The sequence below is a fragment of the Spiroplasma endosymbiont of Cleonymus obscurus genome (assembly GCF_964273375.1).
Taxonomy (GTDB): domain Bacteria; phylum Bacillota_I; class Bacilli_A; order Mycoplasmatales; family VBWQ01; genus Spiroplasma_E.
Window position 1 is genome coordinate 459147 of sequence record NZ_CAXWWA010000002.1, and the last position, 15701, is coordinate 474847.

Annotated in this window: 27 protein-coding genes and 1 pseudogene; 18 read left to right on the forward strand and 10 right to left on the reverse strand. The window is 22.1% G+C overall.

Annotated features, from left to right (window positions below):
* The first annotated feature begins 19 nt into the window (after positions 1–19).
* From ACI2WJ_RS03190 to ACI2WJ_RS03260, 15 genes are all read left to right on the forward strand, one after another.
* Positions 20–538 carry a hypothetical protein gene (locus ACI2WJ_RS03190; protein WP_400254809.1) on the forward strand — a complete coding sequence of 173 codons (519 nt, stop codon included), beginning with the start codon at positions 20–22 and terminating at the stop codon, positions 536–538.
* Between the two features lie 134 nt (positions 539–672).
* Positions 673–876 (forward strand): hypothetical protein, encoded by a 204-nt coding sequence (locus ACI2WJ_RS03195; RefSeq protein WP_400254810.1) that lies wholly within the window; start codon positions 673–675, stop codon positions 874–876.
* Positions 877–884: 8 nt separating this feature from the next.
* Entirely contained in the window at positions 885–1067 is a 183-nt protein-coding gene (locus ACI2WJ_RS03200; RefSeq protein ID WP_400254811.1) for a hypothetical protein, read from the forward strand.
* 91 nt (positions 1068–1158) lie between these two features.
* Complete coding sequence (locus tag ACI2WJ_RS03205) at positions 1159–1311, forward strand: hypothetical protein (protein ID WP_400254812.1); 153 nt, start codon at positions 1159–1161, stop codon at positions 1309–1311.
* A gap of 2 nt (positions 1312–1313) precedes the next feature.
* The gene (locus tag ACI2WJ_RS03210) at positions 1314–1607 is read left to right on the forward strand and encodes a hypothetical protein (RefSeq protein ID WP_400254813.1); all 294 of its coding nucleotides are present in this window, start codon (positions 1314–1316) and stop codon (positions 1605–1607) included.
* Positions 1608–1610: 3 nt separating this feature from the next.
* Positions 1611–1772, forward strand: a complete 162-nt coding sequence (locus ACI2WJ_RS03215; protein WP_400254814.1) for a hypothetical protein — start codon at positions 1611–1613, stop codon at positions 1770–1772.
* Positions 1773–1819: 47 nt separating this feature from the next.
* Complete coding sequence (locus ACI2WJ_RS03220; RefSeq protein ID WP_400254799.1) at positions 1820–1996, forward strand: hypothetical protein; 177 nt, start codon at positions 1820–1822, stop codon at positions 1994–1996.
* On the forward strand, positions 1996–2307 hold the full coding sequence (locus tag ACI2WJ_RS03225) for a hypothetical protein (RefSeq protein ID WP_400254815.1): 312 nt from the start codon (positions 1996–1998) through the stop codon (positions 2305–2307). The genes ACI2WJ_RS03220 and ACI2WJ_RS03225 overlap by 1 nt, the downstream gene beginning before the upstream one ends.
* Positions 2300–2437 (forward strand): hypothetical protein, encoded by a 138-nt coding sequence (locus tag ACI2WJ_RS03230; protein ID WP_400254816.1) that lies wholly within the window; start codon positions 2300–2302, stop codon positions 2435–2437. Before ACI2WJ_RS03225 ends, ACI2WJ_RS03230 begins: the two co-directional genes overlap by 8 nt.
* The gene (locus ACI2WJ_RS03235; protein ID WP_400254817.1) at positions 2437–2802 is read left to right on the forward strand and encodes a hypothetical protein; all 366 of its coding nucleotides are present in this window, start codon (positions 2437–2439) and stop codon (positions 2800–2802) included. The genes ACI2WJ_RS03230 and ACI2WJ_RS03235 overlap by 1 nt, the downstream gene beginning before the upstream one ends.
* A 1-nt stretch (position 2803) precedes the next feature.
* Positions 2804–2941, forward strand: a complete 138-nt coding sequence (locus ACI2WJ_RS03240) for a hypothetical protein (RefSeq protein WP_400254818.1) — start codon at positions 2804–2806, stop codon at positions 2939–2941.
* On the forward strand, positions 2883–3212 hold the full coding sequence (locus tag ACI2WJ_RS03245; protein WP_400254819.1) for a hypothetical protein: 330 nt from the start codon (positions 2883–2885) through the stop codon (positions 3210–3212). Before ACI2WJ_RS03240 ends, ACI2WJ_RS03245 begins: the two co-directional genes overlap by 59 nt.
* 93 nt (positions 3213–3305) lie before the next feature.
* Positions 3306–4083 (forward strand): IS5 family transposase gene (locus tag ACI2WJ_RS03250; RefSeq protein WP_400255237.1). Its coding sequence is split into 2 segments (ribosomal slippage): positions 3306–3563 and positions 3565–4083, totalling 777 coding nucleotides; the frame shifts between segments, so codons are not numbered across the junction.
* A gap of 1426 nt (positions 4084–5509) precedes the next feature.
* A complete protein-coding gene (locus ACI2WJ_RS03255) occupies positions 5510–5803 on the forward strand; it encodes a hypothetical protein (RefSeq protein ID WP_400254820.1) in 294 nt (97 codons plus the stop codon).
* A gap of 144 nt (positions 5804–5947) precedes the next feature.
* On the forward strand, positions 5948–6544 hold the full coding sequence (locus tag ACI2WJ_RS03260; RefSeq protein ID WP_400254821.1) for a hypothetical protein: 597 nt from the start codon (positions 5948–5950) through the stop codon (positions 6542–6544).
* On the opposite strand, the pseudogene ACI2WJ_RS03265 reads toward ACI2WJ_RS03260, so the two are convergent.
* Positions 6531–7655 (reverse strand): annotated as a pseudogene (locus ACI2WJ_RS03265) (IS3 family transposase). The gene ACI2WJ_RS03260 and the pseudogene ACI2WJ_RS03265 overlap by 14 nt on opposite strands.
* Positions 7656–7784: 129 nt before the next feature.
* Here ACI2WJ_RS03265 and ACI2WJ_RS03270 point away from each other — a divergent pair.
* The 3 genes from ACI2WJ_RS03270 (at position 7785) to ACI2WJ_RS03280 (ending at position 8959) form a co-directional block, all read left to right on the forward strand.
* Positions 7785–8171: a hypothetical protein gene (locus tag ACI2WJ_RS03270; protein WP_400254822.1), complete on the forward strand. Its 387-nt coding sequence runs from the start codon at positions 7785–7787 to the stop codon at positions 8169–8171.
* Positions 8172–8254: 83 nt separating this feature from the next.
* Positions 8255–8446 carry a hypothetical protein gene (locus ACI2WJ_RS03275; RefSeq protein ID WP_400254823.1) on the forward strand — a complete coding sequence of 64 codons (192 nt, stop codon included), beginning with the start codon at positions 8255–8257 and terminating at the stop codon, positions 8444–8446.
* Between the two features lie 318 nt (positions 8447–8764).
* Positions 8765–8959 (forward strand): hypothetical protein, encoded by a 195-nt coding sequence (locus tag ACI2WJ_RS03280; protein ID WP_400254589.1) that lies wholly within the window; start codon positions 8765–8767, stop codon positions 8957–8959.
* Between the two features lie 747 nt (positions 8960–9706).
* Here the strand turns inward: ACI2WJ_RS03280 and ACI2WJ_RS03285 are convergent.
* From ACI2WJ_RS03285 to ACI2WJ_RS03325, 9 genes are all read right to left on the reverse strand, one after another.
* Positions 9707–10903 (reverse strand): hypothetical protein, encoded by a 1197-nt coding sequence (locus ACI2WJ_RS03285; RefSeq protein WP_400254590.1) that lies wholly within the window; start codon positions 10901–10903, stop codon positions 9707–9709.
* A gap of 43 nt (positions 10904–10946) precedes the next feature.
* Positions 10947–11288, reverse strand: coding sequence for a hypothetical protein (locus ACI2WJ_RS03290; protein WP_174480417.1), 342 nt, complete (start codon positions 11286–11288; stop codon positions 10947–10949).
* 3 nt (positions 11289–11291) lie between these two features.
* Positions 11292–11810, reverse strand: coding sequence for a hypothetical protein (locus ACI2WJ_RS03295; RefSeq protein WP_400254591.1), 519 nt, complete (start codon positions 11808–11810; stop codon positions 11292–11294).
* On the reverse strand, positions 11811–12722 hold the full coding sequence (locus ACI2WJ_RS03300; protein ID WP_400254592.1) for a hypothetical protein: 912 nt from the start codon (positions 12720–12722) through the stop codon (positions 11811–11813).
* Positions 12722–13462, reverse strand: a complete 741-nt coding sequence (locus ACI2WJ_RS03305; RefSeq protein ID WP_400254824.1) for a hypothetical protein — start codon at positions 13460–13462, stop codon at positions 12722–12724. The genes ACI2WJ_RS03300 and ACI2WJ_RS03305 overlap by 1 nt, the downstream gene beginning before the upstream one ends.
* Positions 13431–13715 carry a hypothetical protein gene (locus ACI2WJ_RS03310; RefSeq protein ID WP_400254594.1) on the reverse strand — a complete coding sequence of 95 codons (285 nt, stop codon included), beginning with the start codon at positions 13713–13715 and terminating at the stop codon, positions 13431–13433. The genes ACI2WJ_RS03305 and ACI2WJ_RS03310 overlap by 32 nt, the downstream gene beginning before the upstream one ends.
* A gap of 51 nt (positions 13716–13766) precedes the next feature.
* Positions 13767–13895 carry a hypothetical protein gene (locus ACI2WJ_RS03315; protein WP_400254595.1) on the reverse strand — a complete coding sequence of 43 codons (129 nt, stop codon included), beginning with the start codon at positions 13893–13895 and terminating at the stop codon, positions 13767–13769.
* A 24-nt stretch (positions 13896–13919) separates the two neighbouring features.
* Complete coding sequence (locus tag ACI2WJ_RS03320; protein ID WP_400254825.1) at positions 13920–14825, reverse strand: hypothetical protein; 906 nt, start codon at positions 14823–14825, stop codon at positions 13920–13922.
* Between the two features lie 260 nt (positions 14826–15085).
* Entirely contained in the window at positions 15086–15517 is a 432-nt protein-coding gene (locus tag ACI2WJ_RS03325; RefSeq protein WP_400254597.1) for a hypothetical protein, read from the reverse strand.
* Between the last annotated feature and the right edge of the window lie 184 nt (positions 15518–15701).

A 15701-nucleotide genomic window follows, 5' to 3' on the forward strand; every position in this document is an offset into this window, starting at 1 on the left:
ATATTAGGAAAGAATTATTATGCAAATAGAATTTAAAAAAGAACAAATTGTTAAAGATAAACCACAATCTATTCTTATTGATTATGTTGAATATAAATTATCTCTTCCAAAATGAATGATTAAAAATAATTCTTTTATTGTTGATAACAGTTACACATATTGAGTTTTTAATTTAGAAAATATTAAAAAAGAATTAAGTGGTAATGAATTAATAAAGTTATTAGAACCATATATTAAAGACCAAAAAATAACTGTTAATAAACCAACTGCTCCAAAAGAATATTATCTTAATGATATAAAACTTGAACAATTAACATTTTATGAACAGCATAATAGTTGATTTATGGGTGAAATAACAGATAACAAAACTAAAATTACTAATCCTTGTTTTAAATATAACATTACGTGAGAAGAAAACAGAAAAGGTTTTAAAATAAATAATCCATATAAACATGATTATTTACCAATTAATTATTTAGTTACTTCTTATAAGGAAATTTCAACTCATAATGAAAAAGTATTTTTGTTGAACATGTAAACAAAATAAATTAGATTATTTATTCTTTAATACTAATGATATAAAAACAAGAAAATATTTTTTAAGAGATAAAAATAGTAAAGCAATTTGTTATGACTGTATTTTAAATATTAGGTTAAGTAGGAGGTATAAATATGGATAAAGAATATTTAACTAAAAGAGGAACGATTTGCATACCAGACAGTGATGATATTGAATTTAAAATAGGACTAATTAAACTGATTGATGATTTAAAAAAAGATAATTTAGTTTGTGGTCATAAAGAATTTATTGAAGAATGTAAATATTGTTGATGTAATTGTGATTTAGAAATTATTAAAACAGTTATTAAAGGTTAACATAATTAATGCAATATGACTTAATTATTGGAATTGACCCCGCTGGTATTGGTAATAATGGAATTGTTATATATTCAAATGAAACAAATAATATTGTTTTTAATGAAACATTTAATACATTAACTGTTTTATGAACTAAAAATATGTATAAAGAAAAATTTAAATTAATTAAAGAAAAATTTTATTGATAAAAAAATATTAGTTATTGTAGAAAATTTCTTTTTAAGTTCAAAACAATTATTAACTAATCCATTAGCAACTCCTAAAATCATTGGTGCATTAATGGTATTAGTTCAAGATGTTTTTAACTGAGATTATCTAGAAAACCACCCAAAAAATAAAAATAAAATAACAAATTATAAAGGAAATATAAAATTAACAAAACATGAACAAGATGCTTATAAGCATATTCAATATTATTTGAGGAAATTATAAACATGAAAGATAAAGTAAATTATGTCAAATTAACAGTAAAACTGAGTAACACTATTGAAGCAAAATATTACGAAAAAGGTAATAAAGAATTATATTATAGTGTTCGTGGTCAATGAAATGGATTAAACTATGTTACTTTAATCTTTAACAACCCAAAACTTTATAGACGCTGTATTTTATTAAACAAAAATGATGAAATTTTAGTAACTGGTCAAATTTTTAATACTTTAAACATTTCTAAAAATCGTGCATTTTGTTCAATAAATGTTAAATGATTTAAAAAATGAAAAGAGTAAAAAATGATATTATGAAAAATTTTATTAATAGTACCAATATTAATAACAAGTATAACACTAATAATATTTTTAATATTTATTATTAAAGAATTAAAAAATGAATATAAAGTATTAAAAATATTAAGTGAAATTGCTAATCAAATTGAAAATAAGGAGAATAAATAATGAAATGTTTTCTTTGCATGCATGGAGAAATATATTCTCCAAAAACCTTGTATAAAATAAAAAAATTGAAAAAAATAATTTACCAAGATAGAGATATTGATAGTGAAGATTTTAAGAAAAGATATGAATATCTTTTAAAAAAATTAGGTGATGGTGATAATCAAATTATTTGAATAAATTTATTAATAAAGCAAGAAAGAAATAATAGAAAGGAGAATAAATAATGAATAAAGAAGTATGTTGTGAAGATTGTTGTGTATGTGATAAAAAACATGATTTATTTACTTGTGAAAAAAACTGCTGAGAAAATGTATGTGAACATTGTTATCAAGGTGATAAAGAACATAGAAATAAAGTTGATGAAATTAATAAATCAAGACATAAAAATTGTATTAATAAAGAAAAATTAAAATATTTTTTGCTTGAATATTATAATACCTTTAAAAAAGGTAATCAACCATGATTTCAAATAAAAGTAGATACTTATTCAAATTTATTTGAAAAAATAGAAAATGGTGATTTTGATAATGAATAAAGAAAAAATACTTAAATATATGAAAGATATAATTAAATGAACTAAAAAAATTAATTATACAAACTCTGATTTGGACAAAAATATTTTAAATTTATTAATTGAAAAAATAGAAAAAGGTGAATTTGACTAATGATAATATTACCTACTTTGTTTGAAAATAAAGATGAAATTGAAATATTATCACCATTTCCAAAAGCAATTCATACAAGTAATGATATTAGAGCAATTATTTTAAGACAATACCCAAATGTTAAATCAAAACACATAATTGTTTCTGATCCCGAAAGTAATGTTGCATTAATAGTTGGTGATAATGATGTTTATCAAGGTTGAATTAAAGTAACAGTTAAAAAATTAGCAAAATTAAAGGAGAATAAACAAATGCAAAATGAAAAAATTAAAATTAGAAATTATGAATTTGAATTAAATTCTTATGTAGTAGATTCGTTATTAGATGTTATAAGAGAACTGATAAAAACAAATAAAGGAGAATAAAATGCCAAATATAGAAAATCAATCAAATTATACTTTAACTAAATTAATTAGAACTGGTATAAGTCCAATTTGTGCAATGATTGGTACAAGTGCTTATTTATGGTCAAGTAATTGCAAATCCAGTATTAGGTTCAATTAATAGTTTATTATTTGGTAAAAAATTAGGATTAGATATTTGAAATTTAAATCAAAGACCAAATACTAAAACTAAATTAATTAATAGTTCTAAAAAAATCTTATTAGGTTTAGCAAATTATAGTAAATGAACAGAAAATAATATTAATCCTATTATTCCAACAACACCAACCCCAATCACTACTACAACTGAGGGTCCTCCATGATTATTATTAGATAAACAAGAACATCAGTCATTAATGGATTGAGATACATATATTAGTTTAAATGCTTAGAACCTGTTTAGAATCTTTTCGAAAATAATGTAAAATGATTATATATTTTAAAATAAGAGGTATATATGCATAAAAATTATCCAAGTGTAACCCATCCAAAGTCATGTCACCAAAGAACAATTTGAAAACATAAAATCAATTTTAGAAAATAGTAAAAAGAAAACAAAACCAAGAAGTTTAGATTTATATGAAATATTTTGTGCAATTTTATATGTATTAAAAAGTGGTTGTCAATGAAGAATGTTACCAAAAAATTTTCCAAAATGACAAACTGTATATTATTATTTTCAAATTTGAAGTAAAAATAATGGTAAAGAACCTAGTGTATTGCAATTAATTTTAAAAAAAATTAGTTAAAAAAGTTCGTATCAACAATAATTGCAAAGAACAAACTAGTTTTTGTATAATTGATTCGCAAAGTGTTAAAAATACAGATACTACTGAAAATAAAGGTTATGATGCTGGTAAAAAGATTTCAGGCATAAAACGTCATATTGTTGTTGATTCTCAAGGTTTACCACATGCAATTTACATAACCACGGCAGAAAAAACAGATCGTAATAGCGCTATAATAATGATTGAAAATGAAAAAGAAAATCTTTCTGCAGTTCAAAAAATAATAGTAGATGCTGGTTATACTGGTGAAAAATTTGCTTCTGAAATCAAAACAATCATAAATGCAAATGTTGAAGTGATAAAACGCAATGAATTACATACTTTTGTAGTATTACCAAAAAGATGAATTGTAGAACGAAGCTTTGCTTGATTAGAAAAATACAGAAGATTATGAAAAAATTGTGAAAGAAAACTAAATACTAGTTTACAAATGGTTGTTCTTTCATTTATTTCAGTTTTATTAAAAAGATTCTAAACAGGTTCTTAGAAACTAAAGTTGATAATAATATCAAATTATTAGAAAATAAAATTGAGATTAATAAACAAAATATTGATGATATTAAAAATAACTGATTTAATATTGAAACTAGTCCATTATGAAAAGAAATATCAAATGAACTTTCAACTGATAATTTAAATAAAGAAATATTAGTAATATGAGGTTATATTTATGAAAGTGATATTTATAAATATAAATATACTAGAAAATCTATATTTAAATTAGATAAAGAATCTGCAATAAAATCATATACTCTATTAGATACTTTTTATTCAGATGAAATTAATAATATTAGATTATATTTAACTTGCAGTAATTATAAAATTCGTGCAAGTGCTACACCTGGAACATATTACTCAGGATTTATTTCTAAAATATATCAATATATTGGAAAAGGTACACCAACTGAATTTATAGTAGAAGATAGTACTGAACGTGATTACTATACAAAACTAGAAACTAATAATTTATTAGATAAAAAACAAGATAAATTAATTGCTGGTGAAAATATTAAAATTGATGAAAATAATAAAATTAGTGCTACTGGTGGAAGTTCAGTTGATGAAAATAGAATATTTAATAATAAAGATGATAAAGATAGTACTACAAGATTAGTTAATGAAGTTATTAAAACTAATGTTGGTGGAAAAACTTTAATTTATAGAGATAATCCTAATATAACGGATGATTTAGATATTCCAAATAAAAAATATATAGATGATAAAATACCTAATTTAGATAATTATTACATAAAAACAGAAGTAGATAAAAAATTAAAAGAAACAGAAAAAAAGTTTCCTATTGCTTTTGCGTTAAATGCTATAAGTCAAGAAATTCCTAATTTAGAAACTACTAATAAAACTGTTGCTGGTGGTATAAATGAAATAAATAAAAAATTAGAAGATTTTAAAATTATTAAATGAAAAGTAATAGGTAATAGAGTTAATGATAAAAAATGACATATACCAACTGCACCTTTTAATCAATATATTTATAGAGTATTTGTTACATGAGAAGTTACAGAAGAAAATCCTTTAAATAAAGGTTATCAACAAGTTATATTTTTTAAATCACCTAAATTAATAGGTACTGGTATTTGAAGAATTGCTTCGGGAAAAATTGGTAATAGTGATAGTACATTAAATATTAATTTTGATAATACAGATTGAAGTTTAACTTTAAATGGTGGTAATGGTGGAGCAATTATTAGTTTAGAAGTATTAGAACAAGCAGATAATAATGTTTATCAAATTAATAGTAATACATTAGAAATTAATTCTCCTAATACAATTGATATGATTAAACCTTTAAAAATTAATTCTAATACTTTAAAAATTAATGAATTAGCAGAAAATACTTTTGATATTGAATTAAAAAATAATCCAACACCAAATATTCCACAATGAAAAGAAGTAGGAACAAGAGAAAAAAATGAGATAATTGACAAATTACTTATGATTTTCAAGAGAATAAACATTATAGAGTTTATTATTCTTGAAGTATATATAATCCAGTTTATACTATTCAAGAATTTATTATAACTGATAAAAAAATTGCTGGTGTACAAATACAAACCTTTAATGATAGTGCTAATATAGTAATTTTATCAGTTCAACATGCTAAATTGATTACTATTTATACTGGAAAAGGTAATTTAAAAGGTAATGTATGAAAATTAGAAGAATTACAGGAATAATATTATGTTTTTTAAAATTATAAAAATTATTTTAGGTTTAATAGGAGTAATTTTATCATCAGCAACAGCAGGTTTAATTATATTTATCATTGTAAAAATAATATTAAAAATTAATCAAATATTTTAAGAAAGGTGGTGAATATTATGTTAGGTAAATTTTTTAGAAAAGATAAAAGTAATATTAGTGATAATCAAAATGAAAAAGTAAAATTTTTAAATAATAAAAATAAAAGTACTCATGCTTCAATTTTAAATTATTTTGGTTTTAATGATTTTAATCATGAAACTTATTTCACTGATTTTGTAGCAGAAAATAATGCTAATTTATATAATGCTCCATTAGATATTAATAATGAAACTATTAAAAAATACTTAATTCAGCAAGAATTTTATAGAAAAAATTGAAATTCTATTTTTAAATTAAGCAAATTAGGAATTAGTGGTTATTTAATTTATATTGCTAATGATGATTTATATTTTCAAGTAGTAGATATACAACAAAGAGTTTATGATATTGGTGGTAAATTAATTCAATGTACTATTTTTTATGATAGTTATCAACAAAATGCACAAACTGTAAGATTATTTGAAATTTATACATTAAATAATGAACAAGTAATAATTAATCGCTCAATTTATAGTATTAGTGATAATAAAAAACAATTTCCATTAGATTTTAAATCATTTATTAATAATCCTAATCTTGGAATGGCAACCCTTTTTAGGACTATTTTTTGGTAGACATTTTTTCATGATATTTAACTGGAGTTAGGTAGTTTAAAGTGCTGTGGATTCGTATGTTGTTGTATCAATTGATATAATCAAATAATTCTAATTTTAATTGGATTAATGATGTAAAATTTTTATCATTAATAAATTCAGTTTTGAAAGTTTTGAAAGTTGCTTCAGCAACAGCATTATCATAAGGACAACCTTTTTTGCTTAAAGAACGGGTAATATTGAATGCTAATAAAAGTTTATCAATAGTTTTATTATTGAATTCATTACCGCGATCACTATGAAATATTTGAATATCTTTTAAACAGCGATTTGATTGCATAAATGCTTGATATACTAATGATGCATCTTTTTTAGTACCTACAAACACTATGTCCAATAATTTCGCGGTTAAATAGGTCGATTAATAAGCAAATATAGTTTTACTTACCATTAACTTGAACATAAGTTAAATCACTAACAATAACTTCATTTTTAAGCCTATTATTAAAGTTTCTATTCACAAGATTGCTTATTTGGCTATCATTGACTTTGTTATGATGATTTTTAAATGATAATTTAGTGTATTTTGATATTAAATTATGCTGATTCATAATTTCTTTAATTTTTTTGCGTGATAAATAAATTTCTTTATTTTCTAGACTGACTTTTAATCTTCTTGTTCCATAAACTTCTTTATTTTGTTTAAAAGCACTAATAACAGCTTCATCATACATATTATTTTTGATTTTATCTTCTTTTTTCTTTAAATTAAAATAATATGTTGATTTAGAAAGTTTTAAAAAACGACAAATTGGACGAATTTTATATTTAGATTTATTATTTGTAATAATCTCTACTTTCTGCCTATTATTAGTGCTGCTTGCTTTAAAATATCATTCTCCATTCTTAATTGTTTTAATTCTTTATTTGCTTGAATTAATTGTTTTTATAAATCCGAAAGATTATCTTTAGTTTTAAAACTGCCTGAATTTGTAAATTGCTTAATTCATTTATAAGTAGCTGCTCTTGTAACGTTGTATTCTTTAGCAAGGCAAGATACTGATTTGCCATTTTGATATAAAGATACTATTTGTTTTTTAAATTCATCATTATATGAGTTAATATTGGCCATAATTATATTTCCTTTCTTTTAACTAATTTGTTCACTTGTCTACGTAATTAGTGTCCAATAAAGTGTAACCCATCCATCCATCTATTACAAGAACAAACACTAAATATTAATTATATACCAATAGCAATTATGCGAAATAAAGCAAATGAATTAGCAGATTGTAATAAAGTAATGGATAAAATTAAAGCATTAGATGTTATTTATGAACAAATTGTTTTAGATACCATTTTAAATTCACCTAAATTTATATTTAGTCAAACTTATGGTAATGTTCAATCAGCATTAGAAGATGCAGTAAGAACATTAGTTACTAAAAACTACATATTTAAAAGCGGTGGAGATAATAATGAACAAAACGAAAATATCAATATGACAAATAGTAATTTTAAAGGTAAAAATTTAACTGATATATACGATTGAAATGTTAATGAAATATTTAAACGTTGTGGTATTCATATAATATACCAAGTCAAAAGAAATCTGCACAACAATCAGTTCCCGAAAGTACAGCAGTAAATATTTCAACTATTAATTATATTGAACAAAAGTTATGACAATTTAATATTGATATTCTTAAATTTATTCAAATATTAGTACGTATGGATAAAGATTTATTAACTAGTAAAACATTTAATATTAATGATGAACAAGAAATTAATAATTTAACTGTTAAATTAAAATTATTTAATCCAGAAAATAACCAATTAATAGGAGAAAACAATGGAAAACAACAACAAACCGGACGTATTGCAGCCTTAGTTAGATTTAATAAGAAATTAAATGAGAGATAAAACTCTCATTTTTAATTGTTGAACAATTATAATTAATTATTTTATTAAACCTATACTTTATTAAAGTAATTAATTATTCCAAATTTAATAAAAATTATAAAAGCTATTGTATAGGAATTTGCAAATAGTAATTTTTCTGCTGGTCTTTAAAAATTTAAGTTTTTTTTCTCCCCCTCCCTCCAGACCTCCTACCCCCAAGGCTTATTGCTACTATAGGTAGCAATAAGCCTATACGTATAGTAGTAGAAGTATTTAGTTAGTAGTATATAAGCCTTTTATCACTGTAGGTGATAAGGCTTATACGTAGAAAGGATGGTAATGATTAATGTTAATTTAGATATTAAAAATAAAGTTAGAGAAACAACTAAAGGTATGTTATTAGAAATTGGTGAATATGAAACATGATTTCCAATTAAAGATACTATTATTAATCAAAATAATAAAAAAATAACATTAAAAATAATTGAAGATTTTAATTATAAATTAGGTAAAAAATCAATTACAAAAGTGTAACCCATCCACTATTTAAATATTGTGTTTTATTAATATATATAAATTCTTTAATTATTCTAGATTCTTCTATTTCATCATCAGTAGGAGAATAATTATAGTAAATACGATATCTTTTATTTTTAATAAAATTATATTCAATTGTTTTGTTATTTTTCTTTGTTCCTACTTCTTTTCATTGTGGAATACTTGGTGTTGGATTATTTTTTAATTCAATATCTCATTCATTTTCTCTAATTTCATTAGTTTCTAAACTATATGAATTAATTTTAATAGGTTTTTCTATATCAATTTTTTCAGGTGAAATAATATTTAATGTTTTACTATTAATTTGATAAACATTATCATCTGCTTGTTCTAATACTTCAAAATTAATAATTGCTCCACCATTACCACAATTTAAAGTTAAACTTCAATCTGTATTATCAAAATTAATATTTAATGTACTATCACTATTACCAATTTTTCCCGAAGCAATTCTTCAATTACCAGTACCTATTAATTTAGGTGATTTAAAAAATATAACTTGTTGATAACCTTTATTTAAAGGATTTTCTTCTGTAACTTCTCATGTAACAAATACTCTATAAATATATTGATTAAAAGGTGCAGTTGGTATATGTCATTTCTTATCATTAACTCTATTACCTATTACTTTTCATTTAATAATTTTAAAATCTTCTAATTTTTTATCTATCTCAGTTTTATTATAATAATCAGTTAAATTAGGTATTTTTTCTTTTAATTCATTTATACCACCAACAACAGTTTTATTAGTAGTTCTAATTTATTATCTGTTTGCTCTTGTTTAAAACTTATTATAGTATCAATATCACTTTTTAATTCATCTATTTCTTTTTTTGTATAATAATTATCTAAATTAGGTATTTTATCATCTATATATTTCTTATTTGGAATATCTAAATCATCAGTTACAACTGGATTATTTCTATAAATTAAAGTTTGACCGTCACTATGTGTTTTAATAATTTTATTTACTAATCTTGTAGTATTATCTTTATCATCTTTATTATTAAAAATTTTATCTTGTAAATTATCTATTTTATCTTGTTTTTTGTCAATTTTTTCATCAACATATTCTTTAGTTGTAGCATCACTTAAAAAAGTAGGTGTTCCAACATCAATAATTCTTTTACCATTAACATCAATACCTTTATCATCTATTGGTTTAATAAAATTAGGATTATCTTTATCAACTTCTCATAATGATTCACCAATACCACCAGTAGCACTAATAACTTTCTTTTCTTGACCTTCTTTACCATCAACTAATTTCATAGTATCATTACTAAAATATTTAGTAAATAATTCAATTGTTGTTAAATTATCAAATGATTTTATACCATTTGTATCAATATCAACTACTGAACCCATAATATTTTTTGGATGACTAATAGTAATTTTAGTTCTATTATCACTACTTTTAATATTATTAGATTGTAAATAAATTTCTCATGGATTTTGTTCACCACCAGTACCCATAAATTTTTTAAATCAATTTTGTTTAGGTGAAACATTAAGATTAAAACCTTGCATAATTGGATATTCATTTATTTCTTTTAAATAATTAAATACTTGTGGAACAATATAATAAGGGTCTTCTGGATTATTTTGTGAATAAGTAATACCACCTTGACCAATACTTGCTTGACCACGTGCATATTCAACACCTTTACCTAATAAAAAATTAACATAATGAGTAGTTGCAGTTTGAATATTATCTGTAAATTTTGTTGGATTTATTTCTGGTCATTTTTTTGAAATAGTAAAACCACTTAAATAATCAATATTACTACTTGCAATTTCTATTGCATATCTAATTTCACTATCTGGTGTTGTAACTTCATCAAATAATGATTTATTAAAACCTTTTCAATTTTTAAATTCTTCAATTGTAATAAACATTATTGGGTCTTTAATAGCCATAATAATTTACTCCTTAATGTAAAATAAAGGGTATTTAAACCCTTTAAATTTTAAATTTAGTTACTTTTTTCTTATCTTTTTCAGATAATTCTTTCTTTTTAGATTTTTGTGCTATTACAAAATTATCTATTTGTTCTTGTTCTACATTAAAACTATCAAGTAATTTAGCAGTTGATGTAGTTTCTAATTGTAATTGAGAATTTATTTGTTTAATATTTGCTTTAATAAATTCTAATTCTTTATTATTTTTTAATTCTTTTGCTAAATTTGATTGTTTTGATTTTTTAATAAATTTTGATAAAAATAATAAAACAATAGTAACAATTACTCCACTAGCAACTGCTCCACTTAATACTGCTGATATTACTGTTGTAGATAAATTCATTTTTTATTCCTCCAATTGTATTTTATTTGAATGTTGTTTACATAAATGACATTCTTTTTTATGTTTTCTAATTTCTTTATATTGATATATTAAATAAGGACTTGTAATAATAATTGGTATTGTTATCAATGCATATTTAATTAATTTTCCATAATTACCTAATTTAGTTATTAAATTTAATCCAATATGACCAAACATAGGAAATAAAGTTAATATTAAATGGTCAGGTCAAGTAAAATTATATTGATTAGTATAATTACCTATTCCCATTTCTATTGGTATTTTAGGTATTAATCAAGGTGTTATTGTAAAAAATAATGTTATTAACATACCAATAATATGACTAGTTATTTTTAAAATATTTGATATTAAAATTTTTATTTTATCTATATGAGTACTATTTTTATTAAATCAAATCTTATTTAATTTTTTATATTCTTTATTATCTTTACTTAATGGATTAATAGTATTTCATATACCAATTGGTTTAATTGGTTTATCTAATTCAATAATAATTACCACCTACTTTCATGTTTTATAAAAATTAGAATTTCTTTTAATTTTTATATATTTATTTGTATGTAAAGAATTTTTTAATAATTGTTTTCTTTCATATCTTCATTGTGTACTTCCAATTTCATTTTTAGATAAAGTTTTATATTCTTTTAATTTAAAAAAACCTTTTTCTAATCTATTATTAAAATGCATAGTTTTTTGTACATTAATATTATTAGGATAAATTACACTAGTATCTTGTGAACCATAATATTTACCTTTTTTTGCTAATTCACTTTTAACATATTTTCTTAGTTGACTTGGTAATCATTTTCTATTTCAAAATTTTCAAAATATTGTTCCAGCACCAGAACCATTTTTACCTTTAGCTTGTGTCATTAATATTCATATTTCTTGTGGAAATGTTGGATAAGTATATGGACCATATCATATTTGTCTTTTATCATTATCACTTTGAAATAATGTTGTTAAAGTTCCAATTTTTAAATTTTTATTATTAACAATAAATCTTCCTTTTTTAAATCATGAACTTGATAATACTTCTCATGCATTTTCTGGTATTTCTTCTTCATTTTCTTTAAATAAATTATCAAATTTATTTACATAATTTTTAACTGTTCTAATTTCTGTTGGCATAATAGAATTTTTAAAACTATTTATTGGATTTTTAAATTTATTAATTTCATTTTGTAATATAGATAATTCACTTGGTTTTAATATACTTGTTAATTTTTTAAGTATATTTGGATTAAAAACACTATATGGTTGATGTATTTCTTTTTCACTAATATTTTCACTATCAAATACTGCTTTTAATGATTGATTTTTATAATAATTTTTTAAAGCATTTATTAATGCTAATTTAATATTATTACTTGCTAATGCATAATATATTCATTCAATAATTAAAGGTAACATTATAAACTCATATGACTATAATCTCATCTTAAATTTGATTCACTAGTAGTACCATATTCACTTACACTATCATTAATAAGATTTGCAGTTTCATTATTAAATAGTGTTTCTTGCATTTCTTCAATATGATTTGTAGTTTCCATAGGTAGTAAATTATGGATAATTTCACTTGCACCAGCAATTATGGTAGGTATTGCATAAGCATTATTAAAATCATTATTTATACCCATAGCAACACCACTACTAATCAAACATCCACCAGTTGCCATATTACAAATCTTTCTTATTGTTTCAAATTTATTAGGTATTAACTCAGTTAATCCACTAATAAGATTTGATATACCATATGAATTTAAACTAATAAATGTATCTCAATCCATTAAATTATTATTATTTTTCATTAATAATAAATCTTCTGGAAATGGATTAGGTTTTGGATTAATTGAATTAGTAGTAAATTTAGCATAATTTGATAATCCAATTGTTCCTAATCCTAATAATATTTTTTTAGAACTATTAATTAATTTAGTTTTAGTATTTGGTCTTTGATTTAAATTTCAAATATCTAAACCTAATTTTTTACCAAATAATAAACTATTAATTGAACCTAGTACTGGATTACCTATTACTTGACCATAATAAGCACTTGTACCAATCATTGCCATTAAAGGACTTATTGAAGAACGAATTATCTTTAATAAAGTATAATTATTTGATTGTATAATGGTGTCATTTGGCATTTTCATTTACTCCTTCTACATTAGTTTGTTTTTCTATTTTAATTATTACTTTACCTTCACAATGTATATTATCTCCAACACATATTGCATAACTATCATGTACATCACTTACTATAAAATAATCATTTCTTAATTTAGGATATTCATCTAATAAAATTGCTCTAATATCATTACTTGTAGTTAAATCTTCTGGCTTTGGTGAATAAATAGTAATATGTGCTTTTTCATCAAAATATTTATAAATATATTCCATAATTATTTTTTAGAAAATTTTAATTCTATTTCTTCAATATAATCTTTATCATTACCAGTCATAGTAGCACTTTTTTGATGTAATATTACTAAATGTTGCTTTACCTTTTTCATAACCATTATTACCAGCATTTATTATTGCAGTTTCTAATTCATCATTAGTTGGTGTATCACCAGCCATTTTAATTTTTCCTAAATTTTTAAACTAAATTAAATCATTTAAACTAATTCTAAAATCATCAAAATCAGCAATTTTAAATGTTACTGGTGATTTTTCTCTTTCTGCTGGAGTTAATTTAATTCAATTAGTTCAACAACGTTTTTGTGCTTCTTTAATTTCATCAGCTGTTGGCATTTTTTCCATAATAATAAATGATAATCAACCACGAATTGCTGTTGTTATACCATAAAGTGCTTTACCTAATGTTTTTTGATTTAATGTATCATTATCAATTAAATTAACAATTTTTTGAAAACTATTAGGTTGTGCAAATGCATTTCTATGTACAAAAACTCCTAATACTTTTTTTAAATCAAATGTTTTTTCTAAATGTAAACCAGTTTTAGTATCTTTAACCATATCTTTATTTAAAAACATATGTTTATATAAAAACATACCAAATACTGATTGTTTATATAATTGACCACTTGCTACAGTATCTGCTGAAATTTGACCATAATTTAATCTTAAATATGCTTTTGTTAATTGTAACATTGGAGTAAATCCTAATGCACCAATAAAATCACTTACATTTGTACCAATTTCAGTTTCAGTTATATTTCCTAATAATTCATTCATTTTATCTCCAATTTGATAAAATGCTGATTTTGCTGTATCTTCTGTCATTTCTAACATATTAATAGGAATTACTTGTGATTTAGCAATACAATAATCTTTAATACCTTGTAAAAAAATACATTCTTGTATAAATAAATAATTTCTTAATGCACTTTCTGCTCATATTGATAACATATTTGCTTTTAATGGAATTGGACTTGACATAAATCTATTCATATCAAAATCTTCAGTTCTTCAATCAATAACTAATATTTGGTCTAAAATAACACTAGTTGTTCTTAATGTTGTTCATTGTTTATTTGTACCAGTCATAACATCATATTTTGAACCTCAACGTAAACGTTCAACAATACGATAATATGCTTCTACTGCTCCAGGGGTATTTCACTTATTTGTTCTGCAACTGCACTTGCTTTTAAAAACATCATACTTTCATCATTATAAAGTATACCTTTTACTTGAGCTTCCATAGCAGTTAACATTGCTTTATTTCTCCATTATTACCACCAGTAATTAAACCAGTTGGAACTTGTGGAATAGCCATAATATCTCTCCTTTTGAGAAATATTTAATTATTTACTAAATAAAAATTCTAAAAATTTAATCATTTCTTGTTTAGTTTTTGCTCCTACAACTTCTGTATTTTTTAATAATTCTTCATTTTTAGATGTAATATTATTATCTAATTCAAAAAGTGTTTTTGGATTAAAAAACTCTTGTTTAGATTCTTCATTTTTAATAATTTCTTGTTTTTTTATTTCTTTATTATGTAAATTATTATTAAATATTTCTGCATAATCTTCTTTTATTTTATTTAAAGCAGAATGTTTATCAAGTTCTTTATATTCAGTATTAATTAATGATTTAACTATTTTTAATTGTTTATCATTAAAACCATTAAATAATTCTTTTTCTTGATATTCATTAACTTTATTTTCATATTCTTTTATTTTTGTTTCATATTCACTTAATTTAGGTTCAATATTTTTTTTTACTTTCAGCATATACTACATTTCTATGTTGTTTTAGTAAATTTTTAACATCATCTAAACTATAATTCTCTTTTTCATCAAAAGTAAAATCACTCATACTTTTAATCTCCCTTTTATTAAATTTTAATAATTCACTTGGTTAATAGGTCACTTTTATATATGTTATTTAACATATTCACTTTATTTAATTATATCA